The sequence below is a fragment of the Bartonella sp. P12B genome (assembly GCF_055796185.1).
The window spans coordinates 292,269-317,608 of the sequence record NZ_JBTTDI010000001.1 but is presented as its reverse complement, the minus strand read 5'-3'; the positions used below and the strand labels follow the sequence as shown (position 1 = coordinate 317,608).

General features: G+C 38.0%; 23 protein-coding genes. 10 read left to right on the top strand and 13 right to left on the bottom strand.

The genetic code is table 11. From position 1 onward, the window contains the following. Positions 1–573 precede the first annotated feature (573 nt). Positions 574–2,532, top strand: coding sequence for an acetate--CoA ligase (gene acs / locus AC0QT1_RS01330; RefSeq protein WP_473201477.1), 1,959 nt, complete (start codon positions 574–576; stop codon positions 2,530–2,532). Here acs and AC0QT1_RS01325 read toward each other — a convergent pair. Next, positions 2,529–2,654 carry a hypothetical protein gene (locus AC0QT1_RS01325; protein ID WP_473201476.1) on the bottom strand — a complete coding sequence of 42 codons (126 nt, stop codon included), beginning with the start codon at positions 2,652–2,654 and terminating at the stop codon, positions 2,529–2,531. The two genes, acs and AC0QT1_RS01325, sit on opposite strands and share 4 nt — an antisense overlap. A gap of 355 nt (positions 2,655–3,009) precedes the next feature. Between AC0QT1_RS01325 and ftsE the strand changes: the two genes are divergently transcribed. Genes ftsE through AC0QT1_RS01310 form a run of 3 tightly spaced genes read left to right on the top strand, consistent with a single transcriptional unit; the run spans position 3,010 to position 5,294 of the window. After that, positions 3,010–3,669, top strand: coding sequence for a cell division ATP-binding protein FtsE (ftsE, locus tag AC0QT1_RS01320; RefSeq protein ID WP_473199772.1), 660 nt, complete (start codon positions 3,010–3,012; stop codon positions 3,667–3,669). Continuing rightward, positions 3,662–4,615, top strand: a complete 954-nt coding sequence (locus AC0QT1_RS01315) for a cell division protein FtsX (RefSeq protein WP_473201475.1) — start codon at positions 3,662–3,664, stop codon at positions 4,613–4,615. Before ftsE ends, AC0QT1_RS01315 begins: the two co-directional genes overlap by 8 nt. Positions 4,616–4,619: 4 nt before the next feature. After that, positions 4,620–5,294: a YdcF family protein gene (locus AC0QT1_RS01310; RefSeq protein WP_473201474.1), complete on the top strand. Its 675-nt coding sequence runs from the start codon at positions 4,620–4,622 to the stop codon at positions 5,292–5,294. A 1,172-nt stretch (positions 5,295–6,466) separates the two neighbouring features. Here AC0QT1_RS01310 and AC0QT1_RS01305 read toward each other — a convergent pair. The 11 genes from AC0QT1_RS01305 to AC0QT1_RS01255 all read right to left on the bottom strand — a co-directional run bounded on the left by AC0QT1_RS01305 (position 6,467) and on the right by AC0QT1_RS01255 (position 19,797). Then, on the bottom strand, positions 6,467–6,598 hold the full coding sequence (locus tag AC0QT1_RS01305; protein WP_473201473.1) for a hypothetical protein: 132 nt from the start codon (positions 6,596–6,598) through the stop codon (positions 6,467–6,469). A gap of 63 nt (positions 6,599–6,661) precedes the next feature. Next, complete coding sequence (locus tag AC0QT1_RS01300; protein ID WP_473201513.1) at positions 6,662–7,864, bottom strand: MFS transporter; 1,203 nt, start codon at positions 7,862–7,864, stop codon at positions 6,662–6,664. Beyond that, complete coding sequence (locus AC0QT1_RS01295) at positions 7,861–8,670, bottom strand: TylF/MycF/NovP-related O-methyltransferase (protein ID WP_473201472.1); 810 nt, start codon at positions 8,668–8,670, stop codon at positions 7,861–7,863. The genes AC0QT1_RS01300 and AC0QT1_RS01295 overlap by 4 nt, the downstream gene beginning before the upstream one ends. 15 nt (positions 8,671–8,685) lie before the next feature. Continuing rightward, positions 8,686–9,873, bottom strand: a complete 1,188-nt coding sequence (locus AC0QT1_RS01290) for a JmjC domain-containing protein (protein WP_473201471.1) — start codon at positions 9,871–9,873, stop codon at positions 8,686–8,688. Positions 9,874–10,266: 393 nt separating this feature from the next. Beyond that, positions 10,267–10,734, bottom strand: coding sequence for a replication initiation protein RepC (gene repC / locus AC0QT1_RS01285; protein ID WP_473201470.1), 468 nt, complete (start codon positions 10,732–10,734; stop codon positions 10,267–10,269). Between the two features lie 282 nt (positions 10,735–11,016). Next, on the bottom strand, positions 11,017–13,014 hold the full coding sequence (locus AC0QT1_RS01280; protein ID WP_473199777.1) for a MacB family efflux pump subunit: 1,998 nt from the start codon (positions 13,012–13,014) through the stop codon (positions 11,017–11,019). Between the two features lie 3 nt (positions 13,015–13,017). Continuing rightward, entirely contained in the window at positions 13,018–14,241 is a 1,224-nt protein-coding gene (locus tag AC0QT1_RS01275) for an efflux RND transporter periplasmic adaptor subunit (protein WP_473199778.1), read from the bottom strand. Next, on the bottom strand, positions 14,241–15,731 hold the full coding sequence (locus tag AC0QT1_RS01270) for an efflux transporter outer membrane subunit (RefSeq protein ID WP_473199779.1): 1,491 nt from the start codon (positions 15,729–15,731) through the stop codon (positions 14,241–14,243). Before AC0QT1_RS01270 ends, AC0QT1_RS01275 begins: the two co-directional genes overlap by 1 nt. Positions 15,732–15,794: 63 nt before the next feature. Continuing rightward, complete coding sequence (locus tag AC0QT1_RS01265) at positions 15,795–16,604, bottom strand: exodeoxyribonuclease III (protein ID WP_473199780.1); 810 nt, start codon at positions 16,602–16,604, stop codon at positions 15,795–15,797. 30 nt (positions 16,605–16,634) lie between these two features. Continuing rightward, entirely contained in the window at positions 16,635–17,243 is a 609-nt protein-coding gene (locus AC0QT1_RS01260; RefSeq protein ID WP_473199781.1) for a LolA family protein, read from the bottom strand. A 112-nt stretch (positions 17,244–17,355) separates the two neighbouring features. Next, positions 17,356–19,797 (bottom strand): FtsK/SpoIIIE family DNA translocase, encoded by a 2,442-nt coding sequence (locus AC0QT1_RS01255; RefSeq protein ID WP_473199782.1) that lies wholly within the window; start codon positions 19,795–19,797, stop codon positions 17,356–17,358. Between the two features lie 422 nt (positions 19,798–20,219). Here AC0QT1_RS01255 and AC0QT1_RS01250 point away from each other — a divergent pair, with 422 nt between their 5' ends. Further along, positions 20,220–21,515 carry a ubiquinone biosynthesis hydroxylase gene (locus AC0QT1_RS01250; protein ID WP_473200011.1) on the top strand — a complete coding sequence of 432 codons (1,296 nt, stop codon included), beginning with the start codon at positions 20,220–20,222 and terminating at the stop codon, positions 21,513–21,515. A 537-nt stretch (positions 21,516–22,052) separates the two neighbouring features. Here AC0QT1_RS01250 and AC0QT1_RS01245 read toward each other — a convergent pair. Next, the gene (locus AC0QT1_RS01245; RefSeq protein ID WP_473199783.1) at positions 22,053–22,340 is read right to left on the bottom strand and encodes an H-NS histone family protein; all 288 of its coding nucleotides are present in this window, start codon (positions 22,338–22,340) and stop codon (positions 22,053–22,055) included. A 740-nt stretch (positions 22,341–23,080) separates the two neighbouring features. Between AC0QT1_RS01245 and AC0QT1_RS01240 the strand changes: the two genes are divergently transcribed. The 5 genes from AC0QT1_RS01240 (at position 23,081) to trwL (AC0QT1_RS01220) (ending at position 25,338) form a co-directional block, all read left to right on the top strand. Further along, the gene (locus AC0QT1_RS01240) at positions 23,081–23,728 is read left to right on the top strand and encodes a lysozyme family protein (RefSeq protein WP_473201469.1); all 648 of its coding nucleotides are present in this window, start codon (positions 23,081–23,083) and stop codon (positions 23,726–23,728) included. A 128-nt stretch (positions 23,729–23,856) separates the two neighbouring features. Then, a complete protein-coding gene (gene korA, locus AC0QT1_RS01235; RefSeq protein WP_473199785.1) occupies positions 23,857–24,159 on the top strand; it encodes a KorA family transcriptional regulator in 303 nt (100 codons plus the stop codon). Beyond that, the gene (gene trwL / locus AC0QT1_RS01230) at positions 24,119–24,430 is read left to right on the top strand and encodes a VirB2 family type IV secretion system major pilin TrwL (RefSeq protein ID WP_473201468.1); all 312 of its coding nucleotides are present in this window, start codon (positions 24,119–24,121) and stop codon (positions 24,428–24,430) included. The genes korA and trwL (AC0QT1_RS01230) overlap by 41 nt, the downstream gene beginning before the upstream one ends. Positions 24,431–24,586: 156 nt before the next feature. Further along, positions 24,587–24,904 carry a VirB2 family type IV secretion system major pilin TrwL gene (trwL, locus tag AC0QT1_RS01225; protein WP_473201467.1) on the top strand — a complete coding sequence of 106 codons (318 nt, stop codon included), beginning with the start codon at positions 24,587–24,589 and terminating at the stop codon, positions 24,902–24,904. A 116-nt stretch (positions 24,905–25,020) separates the two neighbouring features. After that, positions 25,021–25,338, top strand: a complete 318-nt coding sequence (gene trwL / locus AC0QT1_RS01220) for a VirB2 family type IV secretion system major pilin TrwL (protein WP_473201466.1) — start codon at positions 25,021–25,023, stop codon at positions 25,336–25,338. The last annotated feature ends 2 nt before the right edge of the window (positions 25,339–25,340 follow it).

Genomic DNA, 25,340 nt, shown 5'->3' with positions numbered 1-25,340 from the left:
CTCTATTTTCAATGCATTGCTCACTTATAGAGATCTTTAAGAAACATCTCTCTTTGTCCCCATCTCCCAACATCACCCCCTAAAATTATTCGTAAACACTATAACACAAAGCACTAAAGAGCACACTCTGTACATTTACGCAAAGAACAAATCTCTATCATCGCAATAGTTGCGTTTTGTAAATAATTTTACAAAGGATGTCGATAATCTATGCATTATCCGCACCTTATCGATGTTAATGCTTTATATGAAATTTTTCTAAACGTTCATTTCTTAATGCGCTTATAAAAAACTATCGATATTAATATACTGTTATGCATTTTTTTACAATATTATAATGTGCTTTGCTGCACTTGAGCCCCGTAAAACAGCATAAAAATAGTCTCTCTTTAAGACATCTCTTTAAATATAAATACTTCAGATTTTAAAATTGACTATACCAATTTTTGTAATTTAGTCTAATCTCCTCATGAGGATTTTCATTTAAGAAAAGACTTTTGGAAAAATTCTGCCAAAAATATAAAACTACAACAGCTGATTTTTCCAAATATAAAGTATAAAGAGAGGGAACTTATGTCTGAAAAAATCCATCCAATACCAGAGAATATAAAAAAAAATGCTTTCATCAATGAAGAGACCTATCAACAATGGTATCGGGAAAGTATCAATGATCCAGAAAGTTTCTGGGCAAAACATGGTCAACGCATTGCATGGTTTAAACCTTATACAAAAGTCAAAAATACTTCCTTTAACGCAGATGTCCCCATTCGATGGTATGAAGATGGAATAACAAATGTCGCCTATAATTGTATTGACCGCCATTTAAAAACCCATGGCGAGGAAATCGCACTGATTTGGGAAGGAGATAATCCTTACCATGATAAAAAAATAACCTATAATGCGCTTTATGAACATGTTTGTCGCTTTGCCAATATTTTAAAGAACCATGGTATCAAAAAAGGCGACAGAGTTACCATTTACTTACCGATGATTCCAGAAGCAGCCTATGCCATGCTCGCCTGTGCCCGCATTGGTGCCATTCATTCAGTTATTTTTGCTGGTTTTTCTGCTGAAGCAATAGCAGGACGGATTGTTGATTGCCAATCGACCTTCATCATTACCGCTGATCAAGGCTTACGGGGAGGAAAACAGATTAACTTAAAAGACAATGTTGATCATGCCATTGAGATTGCAGCACGCCAACATGTCGATGTGGATCAAGTGATGGTCATACGGCGCACCAGTAAAGCAATTCATTGGGTAGAGGGGCGTGATTTTTGGTATCATGAAGAAGTTTCCGATGCCAAAACGGATTGCCCAGCAGAACCAATGAACGCTGAAGATCCACTCTTTATTCTCTACACTTCGGGTTCAACAGGCAAACCGAAAGGCGTGTTGCATACAACAGCAGGGTATCTTGTCTATGTATCGATGACACATCAATATGTTTTTGATTATCATCCTGGAGAAATTTACTGGAGCACTGCTGATATTGGCTGGATCACCGGTCATTCTTACTTGATTTATGGCCCTCTATGCAATGGTGCGACCACCTTGATGTTTGAAGGAACACCAACTTTTCCTGACAAAGGCAGGTTTTGGGAAATTGTTGATAAACATAAAGTAAACACGCTCTATACCGCACCAACAGCTATCCGTGCCTTAATGGGTGCGGGCAATTCCTTTGTCGAACACTCGAAAAGAACATCCTTGCGGCTTTTAGGCACAGTAGGTGAGCCAATTAATCCAGAAGCATGGGAATGGTTTTATCACACCGTTGGAGATGATCGCTGTCCCATCCTTGATACATGGTGGCAAACAGAAACAGGAGGGCATATGATCACCCCCCTTCCTGGTGCAACACCACTCAAAGCAGGCTCAGCAACACGTCCGTTTTTCGGTGTTCAGCTCCAAATTGTTGACGAGCAAGGAAATGTTTTAGAAGGCGAAGCAGAAGGGAATCTTTGCATCATTGACTCATGGCCAGGTCAAATGCGAACCCTCTACAATGATCATGAGCGCTTCATTGAAACCTATTTTTCCACATATAAAGGCAAATATTTCACAGGCGATGGCTGTAGGCGCGATAGTGATGATTATTATTGGATTACAGGACGCGTTGATGACATTCTCAATGTCTCTGGACATAGACTAGGAACAGCCGAAATTGAATCCGCACTTGTTTCTCATCCCGCCATTTCAGAAGCAGCGATTGTTGGTTATCCTCACCCCATTAAAGGACAAGGAATTTACAGTTTTATCACCTTAATGGAAGGGACATCCCCAAGTGAAGAGTTACACAAAGACCTTATTCGCCATGTCAGAAAAGAAATTGGCTCCATTGCCATCTTGGACAAAATTCAATTTGCCCCTCAATTGCCAAAAACACGGTCAGGAAAAATTATGCGGCGTATTTTACGAAAAATTGCCGAAAATAATTTTGATAGTTTAGGCGATATCTCGACCCTTGCTGAACCACAAGTGGTAGAAGATCTGATTGCCAATCGGCAAAATAGAGAATCCGCAGCTTAAACACCAAACAACAACGGTGACTTTAGCTTTCCTTCTAAAATTCTCTTAGCATTCTTGCTAAAGTCACCAATAAAGGGAAAAACAACACAATGGAACCATTCAACCGCTCTCAAAACAGACATTCTTTCTCAAGTCCAACAAGAACGGATTGAAAAAATATTCTAAAGAGTATGAATTTCAGCGAGAATCTAAAAAAGAAAAGCTACTGTTACCAACCTCCAAAGATAAACATCTTCTGTCAAAAACAGGCCTGTTGACTTTTACGTTTCTGCTAGAAACACTTTAAAATTCCTGCTAAAATCATAAATAAAGGCAAAATTAAGGAAAGGGAGTAACTGATCATATTCTTACAGACAGTATTTCTCAATAACAAACTGGAAATGGTGGAAGAAAATATTAAAAAGAACCAAGAGCCTATAGCAATGAAAGCAAAAATCCTTAGGATGATGCACTATAACAACGAAGTGGTAACGAAAAGTGATTCATTTTGAAAATGTTGGTTTGCGCTATGGCATGGGCCCAGAAGTTCTTCGTGATATCAGTTTTCATATTCCTCCGGGATCCTTTCAATTTCTCACCGGCGCTTCTGGAGCAGGAAAGACATCACTGATGCGTCTGATGTTTTTGGCACTCAAGCCAACACGCGGTCATATTGATCTGTTTGGCCACGATACGGCATTACTCAAACGACAAGAGCTTCCGGCACTCCGGCAACGTATCGGCGTCGTCTTTCAAGACTTTCGTCTGCTTGATCACATGACCACTTATGAAAATGTCTCTTTACCTTTACGCATTAAGGGACAAGAAGAAGCAACTTATCGCAGTGAAGTAGAAGATCTTCTTTGTTGGGTAGGTCTTGGAGATCATATTCATGTTTTACCTCCCGTTCTTTCCGGTGGAGAAAAACAAAGGGTAGCGATTGCCCGTGCACTCATTGACCAACCTGAAATTCTTTTGGCGGATGAACCAACAGGAAATGTTGATCCCCCTTTGGCAAAACGCCTGCTCCGCTTGTTTATTGAATTAAATCGTTTTGGAACAGCCGTCATTATTGCCACCCATGATATTGCGCTGATGGAACAAGTTGCAGCACGACGAATGCTTCTCCATAATGGACGGATGACAATTCATGAATAAGTTTTTCCCCATTTTTACAAGCAATAAAAACAACACAACTGCGATTATTCCCAGCGACAACATTTCAGGCCGAGCACTGATTGCAGTGATTGCTATTATGACCTTTCTCTCCAGCCTCACATTGATCGGGGTTGATCTCGTCCAGCGAGCGGCTCATAGCTGGAGTAATCAAATTAGCTATGAAGCAACCATACAAATACGTCCAACTGAAAATATTAATATCGAAAAAGCCCTTCATGAAGCGGTTAAGTTGGTTAAAACATTTCATGGTGTAGACGATGCCACCATTGTTGACCAAACAGCCACTGAAAAATTGCTCGAACCATGGCTTGGCACGGGTTTAAGCTTAAATGAATTGCCTCTTCCTCGTCTTATCATCGTAACACTAAACGAGAAAGAAGAAATTGACTTTCATGCCATTAGTCATGCCATTAAAACACAAGTTCCAGGAGGTCAATTTGATGATCACCGTGTTTGGGTGAAGCGTTTTACAACAATGGCACATACAACTGTTTTCATTGGTTTTTCAATTTTAATATTGGTTTTAGGCTCATTGATCCTCACGGTTATCTTTGCCACACGCAATGCTTTGGCAGAAAATGCGCATATTATTAATGTCTTATATTTCCTAGGAACTGAAACCCTTTTCATTGCACGACAATTTGATTGGCATTTTTTTAAAACTGCACTGCGCGGTGCATTATATGGTGGTATCACAAGCACATTGCTGTTTGCTGCTTTCAGCTTTTGGACAAATTATAACATAGGGAAAGTGGAAGCTAGCCAAGTCACCGCTTTGTTTGGACATTTTTACATAAGTTCCATTCCTTATGGAAAAATCATTGGTCTTATTTTTTTTGTTTCTTTGCTTACCATGCTTACAAACCGCATAACTATTTTAGCACAACTTAAAAAAATTGATCAATGTGAAAACGGCTTATTTTAATTTTATGACCTACAACTCATATGATCCCAAATCATTGATGCAAGATGAACAAGAGCATTCTCTGAAAAAACATACCAACGGCAATTTATGCTCTCTACGCTGTTTGTTTCGTTATTTTCCACCGACAACATTTTCTCTTTTAATCATCACTCTGCTTTTTTGTGTTAGTTTCATTATCTTTGCCGAAAAAACTGAGCGGCTTCAACCGCCAAATCCCTTACCAAAAGCAGATGCAATCATCGTCCTAACGGGGGGAGAGAACCGAATAGAAGCAGGGTTAAGCCTGCTCCAAAAGAGGCTTGGTTCGCGACTTTTGATCAGTGGAGTAAACACCGTAACCAATCTCCAAAGACTGAAGCACAGCACACATATTACTCCACAACTCTTTACCTGTTGCGTTGACATCGGCCATAAAGCAACGAACACAAAAGGGAATGCTGAAGAAAGCACAGCTTGGATTAAAAAGCACCACTACCAAACAGTTTATATTGTCACTCATGACTACCACATGTGGCGCTCTTTGCGCGAACTTAAAACCTTAATGCCTGAGGCCAATTTCATAGCCTATCCCGTTAAAAAGAGCGGCAATGAAAGTACGATACAGCAGATCAATCAAGTACGCATTCTTATTTTTCAATATATCAAAACAATCGAGGTATACATCAGAACCATGTTTTAATCTTTACCCTGCTCATATTCTGAAAATTTGCCACAAGCAGCACCATCGTTCTTTTCTGCTCTAGCTGTTACAACAGCCCCTCGAAAACATTCATAAAAAGCGTTTTAACGCCTTTTCTCTCTAGTTTTACCCACACATCAGCCCCACTAATGACATGCAAGTCCGTGATTTTACTTGTTTCAATATGAGAAGGTTTGAAATAAGAAAATTTTACGATATTCGGAGAGCTAATGCAATATGAAAAACAATAAATTATCTTTATAAATCAATGCATAGCCAGCAAACGATGCTCTTATAGGGTTGTTAATAGAAAATTTATTAACATCAAAGACATTTCAAAGGAAATCCAATCTACAATTGCAAATTACTTCTTTTTCCATTTCAAATTACAATACACCGCTTGCAAAGCAAGAACTTGCAAAAAATATGAATTGACAAATAAAAATTTCACTTTTGATAGGATTACTTTACACCACATTCAGAATTTTGGTAAGGTTCCAGAGAGTTTGAGAGGCTGCCCGCCTCTCATGATAAAGCAAAAAGCTGTTTTAATTTTTGTTGCCAATTTTCTGAAATTGCTTTATTAGTACAAGTGTTTTGATCGTCTACGCAACGATCAATGGGATGCCAAAAAAACCTAGTTCGAGAATATAAAACAGCCCATCATTTGGGAATCCTAGGATTCTGGAAGTTTTTGTTATGTCCAGGTGCAATAGCACTAAAAGCAGAAAACTGACTCGAACTCAGTACTTTTTGGATGTTTATTTGCTGCTTCATCTATAATAGTGTTCTCATTAACTCCTCCTTGAACATCTATGTTTAGAGGGTAATTAGGACTAGCATTTTTCCACCATTCATCGGCAATGGATTGATTGGGATCGGTATCTATTATTTTAACTTTTGAACCCTGTTGAGCTAAAACCTGCGAAAGAACAAGGGCTGAGTTGATTTTCCAACTCCCCCTTTTGTGAAGCAAAAGACAATTGTTGGCGTGTATTAAAAACCTTACTTATTATACATATGCCATATGTATATACTACATACACTTAACATATATAGGATGTATACACTACATATGTGAGGCATATGTTTAGCGTATGTTTTACATATATTATATTTATAATTATTTTTATGATGGTCTGTAGTAATATAATACTTAAAAAATGGACTTATCAATAAGGAAGAGCTGCCATTGGGTGTCCTTGCCAAGAAGGTAAAATGATATCTTTCGTTACCATAACACTGAAATTATAACTAGGACGTATGATGATTGTTGGTTGGATATTCAGATTTTTATAAATCATTTCAATCTCTACTCTCCCTGAGCTTAAAAAACTAGTAAAATACTTATTTAGTTGATGAACAAATTATTCAGAACTAACAATCGAAAAAGAACTGTTCACCAATATTCTGATACCAAATAAACAGAACAATCCAATCACCCCAGAAAGAAGGAACAACAGCCCAGACGAAGTGTGATCTAAAACAAATGCTCCAATAAACGGAGCTACTAACATAGCTAAATTTTGTATAGACTGCACCAATCCAGAAGCCAATCCAATCTGTTCATTGAAATTGGTTACAAGATAAACGTTAGAAGATATGAAAAAGCGAGCACTAATCATTCCAATTAGGAAAAAACATAATAACAAAGTCTTAATGAGTAATAAATCCAAGTAAAAAAAACACACTGAAAGCATCACAAAACAAACCATTGTTGATATTGCGGGCTTTAACAATTCCGATATTTTGCCCTTAAGTGGTTTATGCTTTGATTGTTTTACACTCCAAAACCCATATAGAAAATTACCAATCGCCGAAGCTGATACCAGCATGCCAAGAACCTCTTTATTCATTTGCAGTGTATTGAGGATAACCGGTAACTGATTATTTACCATAAAGATCATTGCAAAATAAACGAACACCACACCAGCATATGCATACCAAGTTGTACCATAAAGCCCATGCTGTGATTTCATGGTATTAGTTTTTTTTATCATTGGCAACAAGATAGATGGTGCGCAAATGCAACAAAACACTATAAAGCCTAGCAATGTAAGAAATCCAGAAAACAATAAAGTATATGTATCTGAAAAAAATGCAGAGAGAGCACTACCCAAAGCAGGTCCTATCATCTTTGCCGCGCTATTGATCATGTTAAATATAGAATAGTAACGGGTACGTTCATGTTCAGGCACAGAATTTGCACTGAGAACGGAAAGTGCTGGAATGGCTACACTATTGAATGTTGATCGAATGACTGCCAGTATAATAAATCCTTGCAGACTAGTGGACAACAATAAAAAGACAGTACATAGCGCACGTAATAGCAATGATACCCGCAACCAATGTATCATATACTTACTACTCACTAGAATTCCAATTGGCTTAGACAGAAGTATTCCCGGCAATAATGTTACCACTCCAATCAAAGCTACATCATATTGATCAGCTTTCCAGAAAAACACGGATATAGTCAAAATCACGATGTAATCAATCCAGCCGCCAAATGACACTATGCCATTACCCAGTAAAAGCATCAGTAAGTGACTTTTTGTTGTCACGTTCACTTGCGCCAAAATATGACTCCTGCTTTTTCATCAACAATGCTGATTGGATTGTCAATCTTTTCTTTCTCTCTAAAAGAATCAACAGCCTTCTTGCAACCAAGCAATTTATAATCATCAATGATAACAAAACCTCCAGCAGTAAATTTTGGATATGTATGTATTAAAACATCCATCGTTGATTGATACCAATCTGCATCTATGCGAATTACACTAAACCGGCAATTAGGAGGCAACTGAGGTAACGACTCAGCAAACCATCCTTTGAGAAACACAACATTTTCTTTAAGTAATCCATAACGCCGAAAATTTTCCTGTACATCATCAAGCGACGCCAAACAATCAAGACTATACTTGGGCAATTCTTTAATAAAACGGTGCCAAAACTGATTGACAAACACTCCATCTTGCAAACTCGGTACTGGTAAGCCAGTAAAAGAATCTGCCACAAATACACATCGCGATGAAGATAAATACTGTAAAACACCGGCCATATAGATAGCGGTTCCTCCTCTAAAAACACCGCAATCAATCAGATCTCCTTCAATATCTTCTTTATGCACTGTCATCACGGCATGACGTATATTCTTTAACGCTAATCCACTTACATAGGTATGAACATTTCGCGATCGCTTGGTATATTGCAACCTGTCTGCCAGAACTTCTGCTGATACACCTAAATCAATGTTTTCTGCTATAAGTTTATCAAGAACTATACGAATTTCTTCAATATCTTCAGCTGTTTTAATAGGAATGTCTGGCTCATAAATTGTGTTAACTAATATTTTTTCAAGAAGATTAAGATACATTTCTCCCACATTGAATCATACCAAAGAAACAATTCCAAAATTTACCAATTCACTACAAAGCGTCACTTTTGATTCATCATTCAATTTTCCTGCTAAAGAAGCAGGAGTAAACACTTCATATTTTTTTGCACAAATCGATTCAATTTCACCTCGACAAAAGGCAGGCAATGATAAACTTGAAGGAGCAGAAATTAGAGGTTTACCAGGATGGATTGTTGAACTAAAATAAACAGATATATGTTGCCCATCTTCATTCTCCCGAATACACAAATTTGCTCCTAAGCGTACCTGTAAATGTGTCTGGCTATTAATGTTATGCATATTGATTAGAGATACCAATCGTTTGTCTGATATTTCATGTTTTGTAGCGTTGTAAGCAATTTCAAAATCAGATAACATGTTATCAAATGACACTACTGCTATTCGTTTTAATAAGTCCTTCGTTAATGTTTCTAATGTATCCTTCTCACTAAATGGAAAAACATTTCTGCGTAAGCCATCAATATGTTCGGACATTAAGCGAATAAAACCTTCCAACACTTCAAAAATCTTAGTCGGTTGTAATCCAAAGGCCATGTGCAGAGAATGACCATCTAAGCACTTAACAACATGAGGAGTACCAGCCGGAATATAAAGAATATCCCCTTGCTCAAGAACAACTTCAATTTCAGGTACTGATAGTTCATCTTCAGCGAGAGATCGTTGCATAGGCAAAGTAGGATTTGCAATTAGCTTTTCCCAAACTTTCCAAGATTTTCTACCTTCGAGTTGCACAACAAAAACTTCTGTTGTATCAAAATGAACTGGTAACCCATTGAAATTAGCACCGGTTAAAAATGGTTTTGCAAATGCATATCCACCAAAAATCTGTTCTAATTGTTTGCATAAAATAGAAATTTCTGGATGTCTTGAATCAAGTTCTTCTAACTTAAACGTTGCTCCTGCCTTAAACTGTTGAAGAACAAATTCTCGTTGTGTGATAGCTTGACCATTATAAGTTGGAATATTTATAGTAGCGCCATTCTTAGAAATTCGCACAAAATTATGCAGTGAACCTTCCCCTGCGATTAGATAACGATCAAAATCACGCGTCGAGAACAGAGAATGCAACTTACTAACAGATTTTTGTATTAACGGTTTTTTTTCGAAATAATTATCCAAAAAAGCTTGCTGCCCAATTGGACCTATAATCTGATCAATCATAGATATATATCTCCTCCCCAAAAAGATAATGGCACCATAAGGTGCCATTATCTTTTTGGGAAAATCCTTAAAACAGAACGTGCTGCGCACGAAATAAGGCTGCTGATTGTACAAATTTGATATCTTCTTTATTAAGAGACATATTCATTACTCCTCTAAACAATTAATATACTTGATTAATCATTTATCTTATACGATTATCAAGCTAAAATTTATAACATATCTAAAATAAATTTACAGTCTATACTTTCTACAAAAGCTGAATTATGATATAAGTCTCTTTTAAGGAAGAGGTTGTTAGCATGAAGTTTTCGCAAAATATCCATAATTCAGCTCCTTTCTTTATTTTTAAAATCACAAAAATTTTATTTTTTTAAGAATCTGCCATTTTGGCTAAGCATATTTGTTAGCATTTTTAGGTATTTCCCACTTTTTGAGAATTTCATTTAATTCTGCTTTAAACAAGGACATTTTTTCTTCATTTTGTTTGATTTTGTTATTTTCGGCTATAGAAAAATCATGAAGTTTTCCTTTAAATTCTTCATCCAACAAAGCATAGAAAGAACGCTCTAAGTAGAGTTCACCTCTGTTTTCTTTAGCAACCATCCCTCGCAGATATCCTCCTGGTGATTTAATGATTTCCCTGCAATGTTTTTTGACGATAAGAGCAATAGCGAGAGCCGTTTTTTTCATCCCCATAGTTTGTTTAACTTCTTGAAGGGCATGAAGAGAAATCCCTTTCATTTTAGCTAAGAGCTCCATAGAACCGATTAAATCCCTTTCTGATTGCAATCCATGTTTGAGGAGCATAGCCGTGTTAGGCAAAGCTTTTGCTAAGAGTTTAGGTTTGATTTGAAGCAATTCAGATCTTTCTGAATATTCTTTTTTGTTACAGTTCTATTGAGAGTTAAGAATTGTATATTTTAGTACTCTAAAAAGACAATGGGAATTCATCTATGATCCGTTGTGTCGTGAAACTTCACCCTTTATTATACAGTTATAAAGTACACGCCACTTAACAAATAAAACGTTTTCTAAAACAGAGCACCGAATAATACTAAACTTTTCTTATCCATGTTTTGCTTCATAAATGCTTCATGCAAGTAGAAAGCATAACAATAAGCATGCGGCAATTGATAATGCTTAATCACGCGAGAGAGCAACAACAGGATCAAGCCTGGAAGCTTGCCGTGCTGGTGAAAAACCAAAACAGACCCCTATGAGGGTTGAACAAGTAAGGGATAGGATGATAGAATCAATGGTATAAACTAAGTGGATAGGCGCCTTAAACAGAAGGAACAGCCCCCCGATAGAAAATCCAAACAGGATCCCTAGCGCCCCACCAATGACACAAACCAAAATCGCTTCAATTAAAAATTGCTGCAAAATATCACTCTGACGCGCCCCAACAGCCATCCGTACCCCAATTTCATTGATCCGCTCCGAAACAGTAACCAGCATAATATTCATCACCCCAATACCCCCCACAATCAGCGAGATAGATGCAATTGAAGACACTAAAAGTGTTAAAATATGTGTACTTTCCATAATACGTTCACGGAAGAATTCTGAATTTCTAATAAAGAAATCTTCTCCACCATGCCGCATAGTAAGAAAACGCTTTACCATGGACTCTGCTAAATGTGAATCGACGTCATCAGCAATCTTAACCGTAATGGCACGAACCTGTGTTGTTCCAAGCAAACGGGTTTGCACTGTTGTATAGGGCAAATAAATTTGCAACGTATTAGAAGTGCCTCCCATATGTTGTGAATCTATCACACCAAGAATACGCACGGGAACGTTACCCACATGAACAACCTTTCCAATGGGATTCTCATGACCATGAGGAAAAAGCACAGAAAGTGCTTCTTTTTCAATCACGAGATCAACGGCTCGCTCATGCACGCTCTTCTGATCAAAAAATCTTCCTTGAAGCGCTTTGAGTCCTTGTGTCTGAAAATATTGTTCTCCTACCCCAACAATTACAGCATTGGCTTCGACGGCTCCAATACGTATCGTAGAGCTTGTTGAAAGTTGTGGTGTTACACCAGCAACATAGGGCAAATGAGAGAGAGCCTCTGCATCCGCTTCCACCAAACTTGTTATTTTCTCTGCTTGTGGATCAGAGAGACTTTTTCCAGGTAAAATTGTTAATGTGTTAGAACCCAAACTTTTAAAATTTTCCAGAATTTTCTCTCGTGTACCATTTCCTAAGGCCACCATAGCAATAATGGCACCAATACCGATAATCACCCCAAGCATTGTTAAAAAAGTTCGTAGTCGATGGGCGTTCATTGCCAATAAAGCCATAATAAATGCTTCACGAAACCGCTCGTAAAAAGAATGAAAAAAACCAAGCTGTTTTTTGTCTTTGAAATTTTTCTCCCCATATTGATTATCCGTTTTTATTTTTTCTTCCACAGCTTTTGTTTCTGCACCCTTTGACGCACGATCAGCAATAATTTCCCCATCACTAATTTCGATGATACGCTCTGCTCTTTCAGCCACCTGCATATCATGCGTTACAATAATAATGGTGCGTCCTTCTTGATGAAGCTCATCCAAAATACGCAACACTTCTTGACCACTGTGTTTATCTAATGCACCTGTTGGTTCATCAGCAAGAATAACCTCTGCATTATTCATCAAAGCGCGGGCTATAGAAACCCGTTGCTGCTGACCACCTGAAAGCTGATTTGGTCGATGATTGATCCGCTCCCCCATACCTAAACGTGTTAAAAGATCTTGTGCACGTTGTTTTCTTGTTGCGACAGGGAGCCCCGCATAAATAGCTGGAATTTCAACATTACCCAATGCTGTCAATTCATTGAGCAAATGATAACGCTGGAAAATAAATCCAAAATGGTTACGCCGCAAAGCGGATAATTCATCAGCAGAAAGGGCAGCTGTTTCTTTCCCTGAAATCCAATAACGACCAGAAGTTGCTCGATCAAGACACCCTAAGATATTCATCAATGTGGATTTTCCTGAACCAGAAGCACCCACAATCGCTACCATTTCACCCCGTTTAATGGTAAGATTAATGTTTTTCAAGACAGTAACGAATGTTTCACCCGCAGGGAATTGACGCACAATATCTTCCAAAACAATGACAGCATCTGCTTTCTCTGTTTTCATGGCTTAAATCTCATTTTTGTTCTGTTTATCAGAAGATTCTGGCATTACGCCATCACGTGCGCCTGTGATAACCACATCACCCTCATTAAGCCCTGAGATAACCTCTGCAACAACCTTGTTATTCAATCCAATTGTTACCTCTTTAGTAACCACTTTATCTTGATCCTCCAAAACAGAAACCCATGCTTTGTTCCCTGTTGTTTCATTCTGTAAAGCATCACTTGGAACCAACAAAACATTCTGAGCACGTCCTAAGATAATATGAACTTGCGCAGTCATATAGGTCCGCAAAAAATTGTCTGCATTATCGACATGGAGAATTCCGTTATAATAGATGGCCGATGATATTAAAGCGCTAGAACCAGCCATGCCAGAATTAATACTCACATCAGCACGAATTTCTTCAGGAGCGGGCTCCACTCTTTCTAAAACGCCCTCATAACGACGTTGCGAATTGCCCAAAACTGTAAAATAAATCGGTTGTCCAGCTCGAACTTTAAGAATATCAGCTTCTGAAATTTGTGCTTTAATAGTCATCTTTGACAAATCACCTAAAATAACAATTGTTGGCGCCGATTGAACAGCATTGACATTCTGCCCTTCTTCGACAACTGTTGCTAGAACCGTTCCCGCTGAAGGAGCGGTTATGCGCGTATAACCCAAATTGACCTTTGCACTATCCACATCTATTTGCGCTTGTATAATCTGCTGACGAAGCTGATCAATTTGTGCCTCCCGTATTTTTACTTGTGTCGCAGCTTCATCGAGATTAGCGCGCGAAACGGCATGCGATTCAATCATTTTTTTCTGACGTTCTAAATTTTTCTGTGCAAGCGAAAGATAGGCTTCTTGTTCGACCAAACTCGCCTCATAGTGTGCGAGAGCTGCTTTTTTTCTCTTCAGATCATTTTCCTGATCTGTAGGATCAATTTCAGCTAAAAGATCCCCTTCTTTGACAACACTTCCAGGAACAACACGCATTGACACCACACGCCCTGTTGCACGCGCACCAACAGCGACCAACCGATAGGGGCGCACAAGACCAGAAGCCAAAACACTTTCCTCTATATCTCCACGCTTCACCACGGCGGTCATATAAGTGGGTAATGATGTTCCAAAAACAACAGAACGCATCCAAAAGAATAAGATGAGAAGAAAGGAAACCGTTAAAAAGAAGGAAAGTTTTTTACGTTTTGTAATAAAATTTTTTATGAAACTTTTTTTCATTACCTTACCTTTGTAAGCGCACGAGATTTACCATCAACGATTTCAGGACGTGACGCATCAACTTCACCATCCCAACCACCTCCCAACGCCTTCATCAATGCAACATATTGTGTAACAAAAGAAACGCGACTATCTTTAAGCGCCATTTGTGCAGAATAATAAGAGCGATTAGCATTTAACAATTCAAGGAAGCTGATATTTCCATTTTCAAAAAGGCTCCGTGAAAGTTTTAAAGAATGCAGAGAAGCTTCATTTGCAACAATAAGCTTTTTTAGACGTTGATGTTCTTTAGCTAATCTTACAAGCGCGTTTTCTACCTCTTCTAAAGCTTCCAACACAGCCGCCCGATAAGTAATAAAAGCTTGATCACGTTGCGCCCGTGCCGCGACAATTGAAGCCTCAATCTGTCCCCCATTAAAAAAAGGAATACGAAGACCAGGTGCCAACATCCAAGCAATTGTTGACGCCTTCCATAATTGATTAATTGTCTCTGCTGCTGTTGAAATATTCCCTGTTAAAGTGAGGGATGGATAACGATCTGCTTCATGTTGACCAATCCGTGCTGTCGCTTGCGCATATTGGCGCTCTGCCCGCCGTAAATCTGGACGTGTTAACAAAATATCAGCCGGAATTCCTGCTGGTATTGGCCATTGTGGTTGCGGAATTTTTGCTTGCCTTGCATTTTTTTGTAAAAGATCCTTTAAAGCCATCGGCACACGACCAGTTAAGACAGAAAGGCGATGAATACTCATTGCCAAATTTTCTTCCATCTGTGCTATATCGGCTTCTGTATTGGCCACTTGTGCTTGCGCATTTGAGACATCAAGTTCTGAAACATCACCAGCCTTTAATTTGGCACGCATTAATTCATATGTTTGACGCTGGGATACGGCAATTTGCCGCACAATGTGCAACTTTTGTTGCCAACCACGCATTTGAATATAATTTGTTGCCACATCTCCTAACAACGTGACCATGGTAGCACGCATATCTTCCACAGCAGCTTCAAGACCATAACGCGCTGCTTCAATTTCTCGCTTACGTCCACCAAAAAAATCTAATTCCCAACCCGCATCAAAGCGACTATTATATTGAGTCATATATTGGTTTAAAATACCATGAGGTTCCAGAGTACCAGTACGATCTGCTGCAACTGAACTTGATAGATTAGGCAAAAGAGATCCCACAGCTTGCCCTAAACTCGCACGGGCTTGACGAACCCGTGCTTTAGCAATAGCAACACTATTATTCCCAGAAATTGCAGAATCCATTAACGCGTTCAAAACAGGATCATTCAAACGCCGCCACCATCCGGCAAGCACAACTGAACGCCCTGTAGTCAGTGCTGTTTGCTCTCCCCATTTTTTCGGAACACGAAAAGATGTTTTCTGATAATTAGGACCAACCATACACCCCGATATAAAAAAACAAAACAAAGCACTATAATGCAACAGATTATAAAAAAATTCTTTGAGCTTTCTGATATGCATTGAAACCCCTGCATTTTTTCAGAATCATTATTATTAAGACTTTATTTACTTCTTATTCCAGATTTACTTTGAAAAATCAAATACAGTTTGTACCGGAACATGATCTGAAGGTTGATTCCACCCCCGTGCACGACGAAAAATCGACAAATCTACAACAAAAGGTGCTAAATTTGGCGAAGACCAAATATGATCAAGCCTCCGTCCACGATCAGCAAGCGCCCAATCGCGTGCACGATAGCTCCACCATGTATAAAGCTTGGTAGGAACAGGTATATGCATACGCATCAGATCAACCCAGCCACCTTGACAACAGAGAGCTTTTAAACGCTCAGTTTCAAGAGGTGTATGGCTTACAACCTTCAATAATTGTTGATGAGACCAAACATCCTCTGCCAAAGGTGCAATATTCAAATCACCCACCAAAAGAGAAGAAAAATCCTTTCTCTGATCAGCACGGATCGAGGACATTTCCTCTAAAAAGTCAAGTTTATGACGGAATTTTTCATTCATTTCCACGTCCGGCACATCACCACCCGCGGGAACGTAAAAATTGTGAATTTGTATGTCCCTGCCATACACTTCAACAATCACTGAAATATAACGACAATCTTGTTTTTGACAAAAAAAACGTTTTTCAACAGCCTTAAAAGGCAAGCGCGAAAGAATTGCTACACCGTTATAAGATTTTTGTCCACTCAAAGCGATATGCTGATAACCTGCTGCTTCAAAAGCCTCCCGTGGAAAGAGAGCATCTGGACATTTTGTCTCCTGGAGACACAAAATATCCACAGAAAAAAGATCCAAATATTGAAAAACTTGTGCAAGACGCAAGCGGATAGAATTAATATTCCAAGTAGCAAGACGAAAGAACATCTATTTCAATTCCGATGATGAACCACAACATTATTTCTTCGAGGGAAGTGTAAACATCCCATCAGCAAATCTAACGCCCGTTCGTACATTCATGATTTGAACAGTTGTTTCCAAATTTTGTTGATCAACAATTGTCCATTGACGCAAAGCAGTGCTTTTAGAATCAAACACCATTCTTATTTGCCCTGCCCCAATGCTTTTATCCCGCAGCACAATTGTCACCGCCCCTGGATCTTCACGGAATGCTAACAAACGCCCCGATGACACATCAATTTTATCATCTAACAGAAATTTCATTGGTGTTTGAAAAAGTTGTGAAAAATTCCAAGTATTCAGAGCGCGATTATTAATTCCTACGAATTGACCATCTGCAATAATCTGTAAGGGTATTTTTTTATAAATGAAACGAATTTTCCCTGGACGCTCTAAGTAAAATGTCCCCTGAGACATTTTCCCCTTCGGACTAAACTGAATAAAATCGCCTGTCATTGTTTTAATTGCCGCAAAGCGATTAGCAATAGTTTGCGCCTTTACCACTTTATTGGAGGATTGCGAAAAAGCAGAAAAAGTTAAGCACCCAAAAAAAAGAATTCCAACAAACCCAAAGACTCTTCTTTGTGTTAAAAAAGGCGTTTTCATAAAAATGCTCCCAAAGAATATTTATTATCTTATTAAGTAGAAAATGAACAATAAATATCCTTCTTTAAAAGATAAAGATATTATTTGCAGAGACTATCAAAAGATTTTTATTTCAAAAGCGTTCCTCTTCAGAAGGTATCAACACCTCTCGTTTACCGGTATGATTTGCTGCACTAATGATCCCTTCTTCTTCCATCCGCTCAATCAATGTAGCAGCACGGTTATATCCGATCCCTAAACGACGTTGAATATAAGAGGTTGAAGCCTTACGATCACGAAGAACAATAGCAACAGCTTGACTATAGGGATCATCTGCTGCAGGAGACGTTAAGGAAACTTCCGCATTATTTTCTGCAATCTCTTCTGTAATAGTTTCCAAATAGTCAGGCAGCGCTTGTGCTTTGAGATGTGCCACTACCTGCTCTACTTCATCATCAGCCACAAAAGGCCCATGCACACGCTGGATACGCCCTCCTCCCATCATGAAGAGCATATCTCCTTGCCCCAACAATTGTTCAGCCCCCTGTTCACCAAGAATTGTCCGGCTATCAATTTTTGAACTGACAGAAAAAGAAATCCGTGTAGGAAAATTAGCTTTAATCGTCCCCGTAATCACATCAACCGAAGGGCGCTGTGTCGCCATAATCACATGGATACCAGCAGCACGAGCCATTTGCGCAAGGCGTTGAACGGCACCTTCAATGTCTTTCCCAGCCACCATCATCAAATCGGCCATTTCATCAATAATGACAACGATATAAGGCATAGGCGTAAAATCAAGTGTTTCGGTCTCATAAAGGGGCTCACCAGTCTCATGATCAAATCCAACTTGAATTGTGCGCGTCATTGTCTCACCCTGACCTTCTGCTTCTCTAAGACGCGCATTAAAGCCATCAACATTGCGAACCCCCAATTTTGACATTTTACTGTAGCGCTCTTCCATTTCACGAACGGCCCATTTCAGGGCAATGACCGCTTTTTTAGGATCCGTTACCACAGGTGTTAACAAATGGGGAATACCATCATAAACTGAGAGTTCAAGCATTTTTGGATCAACCATAATGAGGCGACATTGTTCAGGGGTCATCCGATAAAGCAGCGACAAAATCATGGTATTAATAGCAACAGACTTTCCTGAGCCTGTTGTACCAGCGACCAAAAGATGCGGCATTTTTGCTAAATCCGCAATCACCGTTTCCCCCCCAATTGTTTTGCCTAAAGCAAGCCCTAATTTTGCTTTACTGTCCACGAATTCTTGCGCTTGCAAAATATCCCGTAAATAAACCATCTCACGTTTTGCATTGGGCAATTCTATTCCAATCACATTCCGCCCTGGAACCACAGCAACGCGCGCTGAAATCGCACGCATCGAGCGTGCAATATCATCTGCCAAACCTATAATACGAGAAGACTTAATACCCGCTGCCGGTTCAAATTCATACAAAGTTACCACCGGACCGGGACGCGCATCAATAACTTTTCCCTTAACGCCAAAATCTAACAAAACACCTTCAAGTTCATGAGAATTGGCCTTTAAAGCAGCAGGAGAAAGTTTTGCATCCCTTGCTGCTGGAGGAGAAACAGCAAGATAATCCAAAAGAGGAAGAAGAAAACCACCATTTGAAGAAGTCTTTAAAGGCTTAAAAGCACGGCTTCTAAGAGGCTGAACCTTTTCTTGTTTTTCCTGACATTTTGTTTTTTCGTCCAAGAAAACTGGTTCAATTCGATCAAAGGACTTTCCTTGTCTTTTAGAGCGACTAGAACGACTCTTGATGGAGAAAAGGCGAAAAAAACGCGCTTGAAAAAAATAAACAAGATGTAAAAATGCTCCAAAAGTTGTAGCAAAAAAACCGTTCTGCCCCCTCTCTTCGGCAAGTTCTTCTGTCTCTTCTGACACATCCAGAAAAGGATCAACTCCTTGGTTTTTTTGGACATTTTTTATTTTTCTTTTATCTGTCCGGCGTCGCCATACGACATTACCGGCAAAAGCAGCCATTAAAAAGCCTAAAAGAATAAAAGCAAACCCCAAGAGCACTGTCTGAAATGGAGAAAAAAAGACAGGGAAAATTGCATAAAAAGCACTTAAAACTTTATCTCCCAAAAGGCCTCCCAACCCCATTGGCAATGGCCAATAGGTAAAGACAGCAACGGGTGTCATAAGAGCAAAAGCAATTAAAAAACAAATCGTTGATATCACCCATAAAAAAAGGCGAAAAATCAAATTGTGGATATCCTTTTGTGCTAACAAAAGAAACGACCAAAATAATGGCGGCAAAAGAACACCAAGACTTGCCAAACCAAAAAACTGCATGACAAAATCTGAAAAAATTGCCCCTGTCCACCCCATGAAATTTGTAATTTTATTGGTACTTGCATGTGTCAAAGAGGGATCTGCAACATTCCACGTTGCTAAAGCGAAAACGCAAAAAATAAGGAAAGCCAAAAGCCCAAGCCCAATGAAAACACCAATCTGGCGTAAAAACATTTCAATGAGCCGCGAACCATAAGATTTCTGCGCTTCTAATAAATCATAAGGTGGAGAACTTCGCTGCATCCATCAATTCCAAAGATAAAACTTCCACAATTAAAGAGTTATAAAATTATGACCGCAAAATATTAACACAGTTTTAACCATCATAATCATAGCAGTCTTCTTCTCTGTAATACTTTAAAAGATTTTCCTTCAAGAACGTGAGAGAAGACACATTACACATAAAAAACATGCTATTTTTATCTGATTTCAGTTTTCTTTTGCATCAACCCGTGTAGAAGTGTAGAGTTTTAGGAAATATTCAAGGGTAACATCGACTCTGTAAGATTATGAACTGAACCAAATAAGCCATCAGCAGGAGAAAAAACTAAATCATCTATCTCTACACCAGCAGGAGGATAAAACCTTCATGTTTTAGAAAAAAAACAAAGAAGAAGAAAAGTAAATTAAAAATGTTCACTTTAAAAGTGAAAAAACGACCAACAATGGAACAAAGCGTTGTGTATTCTAATTGCAATAAAAGTGTAAACCCCAAGAAAAAGACAAAATCCAATGAAAATATAAAACAATGCGATATTCTTATTGCAGGGGGAGCCGTTGTTGGTCTCACCTTAGCAATAGCGCTCAAGCAAGCAGCGCCTAATTTAAAAATTAATATTGTTGATGCTGCTTCTCAAGAAGAACTTCCTACTTCCAATATACGAACCATTGCTCTTTCTGCTGCTTCTATTCGTATGTTCAAACAATTGCAATGTTGGCAACATATACAACCCTACGCCCAACCCATTCATTCAATGATCATCACGGATGCATGTGCAAATGATCCTGTCAAACCAACGCTTTTAACCTTTGAAGGAGAGATTACCCCCAACGAACCCTTTGCTGCTATGGTGGAACAGAGAAAACTTATCCACGCTTTAAAAAAGCGTGTAAAAGATCTCAATATTACTGTCATAGCAAACATGCGCGTCGTTGATTTTCATCAAGAAAATCAACTGTCAACTGTCACTTTAAGCAACGAAGACATTTGGCAAACAAAGTTGCTCATTGCAGCCGACGGAGCGCACTCAAAATTACGCCAAAAAGCAGGTCTAAAAAACTTTTCTCATCCCTACAAACAAACAGCAATTATCTGTACAATTGAACACGAAAAACCCCATCATGGTCAAGCGACGCAACATTTCTTACCTGCTGGCCCCTTCGCTCTGCTTCCTCTTAAAGGCAACCGATCTGCCATTGTATGGAATGAACACCACAAAACTGCGCAATATTACCTCACAGCTGATACTCTTATTTTCGAAATAGAACTCGAAAAACGCATTGGTCATCGATTTGGAAAAATCTCTTGGAATGGAGAACGCCAAGCTTTTCCCTTGAGCCTTTCTTTAACGCGTCACTGCATCAAGCCTCGTTTTGCTCTTGTTGGTGATGCCGCCCACACAATTCACCCCCTTGCAGGACAAGGACTCAATTTAGGACTCCGTGATAGCGCTGCACTCGCCGAGGTTATTATCGAAACAGCACGATTAGGTCTTGATATCGGATCCCTTACAGCTCTAGAACGTTACCAAAGCTGGAGACGTTTTGAAACTGTACGTATGGCTTTAAGTAATGACTGGCTTAATAAACTTTTTTCTAATGATAATCTTCTCTTACGAATGCTTCGTGATACCGGTCTTGGAATTATTAATCAAGCACCAAAGATAAAAAAGTATTTCATTCAAGAAGCTTCCGGACTCACCCCTAATGCCCCACGTCTCCTACACGGTCTCCCACTTTAAACACAAGTCATACTCTGTTCATTTTTTCCTTCATAAACCAACGCTTTTTTAACAAAATGATTCCTTTGCTTCTTTTGAACAAGACTTTAGAAAAACCCATCTATGATGCACAACAAAATTACCCACACTCTATCGTGATTGTTTTTTTATGAACTAAGCATGCAACCCTCCCCCTCTCACACAATAAAAGAGAACAGCTAAAAGTTAAGAAATTGCCCAACTTCTTTATTTTCAAAGCAATCTTTTAATCTAAACTACGAAAACAATAACGAGCATGAAAAAGCTAAAATAGACACCTCACCTCTCTAATCATACAAAAGAAAGACAAAAAATTCTAAAAGTATCAAACGACTATTCTACACAAAAACATAAGAACCTATGTAAAAGAATATACTTTATTCTCGAATAAAAGCTTTTGTATTTCCTGTAGTTTTATTTGGCAGACTGTTTTCCAACATATCATTTCAGCATTTTTATCCATAAAATCACTAAAAGAAGACAATACTTGAGTCATATCCCTTCATCGTAAATCTTACTCTATGTCACTTCTAATTCTTCAAGCGTATAACCATTTTCCAACCATTCTTTAATCCACCTAGGCCTACGCCCACGTCCATTCCATAATTCCCATTGGTTATTGGGATTTCTATAATGACGTTCTTTATTGACAAGATCAGCGATATTAATTCCATGTGCACTAGCAATTTCAAGAATTTTCCGCCGTGCATTTTGCTTCTCTTTTGCTTGCCGTTTTTTTAACTCCACCTCAATTTGAGCACGCATTTCTTGCAGTTCATCAAAATTCATATTTTTGAGATTATTCACCTTTATTACTCCCCTTGCAAAAAAAGAATTTCACTTTGCCATATTTTTACCACAATTATAGACGATTTTCGCCTATTTGTTATCGAAATTTAAATTACGATAAATATATCACTTAACGGAGATGTGCTTTGAACCACGAAGAATCATTTATTTGTGTCTCAGCTATCACAACCCTATCGTCTTTCAGTTTGAGCACTGAAATTGGTAAGTGGAATGTACAGACTCGATCGCACCTCTCTGCTTCTTATGAACCAGCGGTTACAAGTGAACATAAATCGCCACTTTATAAACTATGGCAATACGCAACAAAGGACAAGCCCTCTACGCATAACGATGATACAGTTCCTTCTAATAATAAGGAAATTTTTTACAGAGACCAGCTTTCTCCTTCGTATCAATCCTTCTCAAAAAGATTTGAACAATCAGAAGATGATACAAAAGAATCAATAACTTCCAAAAAACGGTTATTCCCTGAGAGTAAGCTCTCTTTCTGTAAACAAAATGATTGTAATATTCGCTGGTGTAATGTCTTCGCTTTTGTATCACAAATTTACATAATTGATCGGGTATTGGTCTGTCTTAAAACTATTCTTAGAAAAAGGAGCATCTATAATTACAAGGGGTACTCTAGACCGAACAATTTCTCTTCGCAAATCTCTCCAAATCCAGTGTGGCAACAGCTAAAAAAGTCACACGGAATTTATATTTATATCAATAAGATCTTTGCGGGTGTACTGTTTATGACTATTCCAAATTTCATAATGTTGGCTGCTGTATACGCCTCCGCTGTACATCCCACAACATTTAAAAATGTTGTTATGCAAAAATCGAAAAATGATTTTTGTGCAATAAATGTGCGTGATAATTATAAACTATCACATCAAATGCCCATATTTAAAGAAACAACAGAATGTTTTAGACAAAATAGACATAATTTTGACGTATATTTGAAGCAAATTCATGTTCAAAATTTGAAATGGTTTGATATTTCTTTTTCTGATGTTTTTGATCCGTGCAAAAATTTTAAAGTTGTACAATCTGCTTTAAATCATTGTTCTGAACAAACAATATCAGGATACAATTTTGAGCGAACTAAATTGCAAACCGTGTTAAATTTTTATAACCTAAAAAGTTTCAAAGGTGGCTCTCCTAGCGCTTATAGACAAAAAGTTGCTTTTCATTCTGAAGATCAAGCTCCTGCAATTACAAGTGGAGAATCACAAGAACCTGTAAAACTTCATAGAAAGAAGCAAGAACAACAAATTAATTTAGATCCACTTCTTTCCCCCTCGGAAGAATTAGCAGATGCATTCACGCACAAAGCAAGTGGTGTGCGTGATGCTTTTACGAAAGAAGATATCCCCTCATTGGAAAAGCAACAGGAATAACGCTCACTCTATTTATAAATTAAAACTACAATTTTGATAGGATATAGGAATGAGAGGTAGATAAAGGGATATTAAAGCTCTAAATTAGAAAGATTATATAAAATCTTTTCTAATTGAGGGCACAAAGAATGAAAATGATAGAGCAAAACAGTGTTGATATAGCATTCAATCAAAAGGCCGCACGTGAAATTACAATCGTGATGCGCTCAGAAAGGGAATGGTATTTCACATTTGTTGCAGATGATCCGATAACTGGGAAACCAAATAAGTACACACTTCTTACACAAAGGGGAAAATTAAGAACTTGGGCTGATCCCAAATATCTCCTTAAATTTCTTCATGAAAGAGGGGTTGTTTATGGCAATTTTAAACTTAATCAGGATAAAAAACATGAAACAAGCAAATATTCTTTCAAAAGTGATTCACAATAAAATCACTGCAACTATAACTGTATTTTTTATGTCACATCCTGTGTATGCCCAGGCAGCAGGTTTGAAAAATACAGAAGAGGCTTTAAAGAAATTTCAGGGAGAATTAACCAAAATTATTCCTGTTGCTGCTGCTATTATTCTTTTGTGCTTAGCAATTGGCTATGCGGGACGTTATATCGAAAAAGATACATTTGTACGATGGGCAATAGGTGTTGTTATCGCTGGTTCTGCTGTTGAAATTGTTGGTTTATTGTTTAAAGCAGCAGCATAATGACAATGAATTATAAAGTTATGTGATATACAATATCTTTTTATTCAAACAGTAGTATAAATTTAAATAATTTTATCCATATCAATATAAATTTGACTTAGTAAAAAACAAAAAGATTATTTGATGCCAGCAACACTCTGGATTAAGGTAAATAATATGAAACAGTTAAACATTCTTCGAACAAAAATAAGCTATAAAACTAATATAATTGCCACAATGATAAGTGCGTTCTTTATAACACACCCTGTATATGCTCAAGTAAGCGGTTTAGAAAATGCAAAAAAAGCTCTAAATACGCTCAAAAAAGAATTAGATGTAATTATTCCTATAGCCGCTGCTGTTATCCTTTTATGTTTAGCTATTGGTTATGCGGGACGTTATATTGAAAAGGATACATTTGTACGATGGGCAATAGGTGTTGTCATCGCTGGTTCTGCACTACAGATTGCTAATATGTTATTCACAAAAGTATAATGAGAATGAATTATAAATTTCAATTATTTTTTTCATATCGATATAAAATATTATTTAGCATCTAAGAAAAAGTTTATTATTGGTAGAATCCATAATCCAAATTAGGAATAAACAATATGAAACAATTAACAACATTTCAAGCAACAGTTAATAAACCCATCTCAATTGCGATAATGATAAGCGCTTTTCTTATAATGAATCCTGTGTGTGCTCAGGCACAGAATTTAGAAAATGCAAAAGAGGCTTTAAAGAAATTTCAGGGAGAATTAACCAAAATTATTCCTATTGCTGCAGCTGTTATCCTTTTATGCTTGGCAATTGGCTATGCGGGACGTTATATCGAAAAGGATACATTTGTAAGATGGGCAATAGGTGTTGTCATCGCTGGTTCTGCAGCTGAAATTGTCACTATGTTATTTAAAGCAGTTAATTAAAG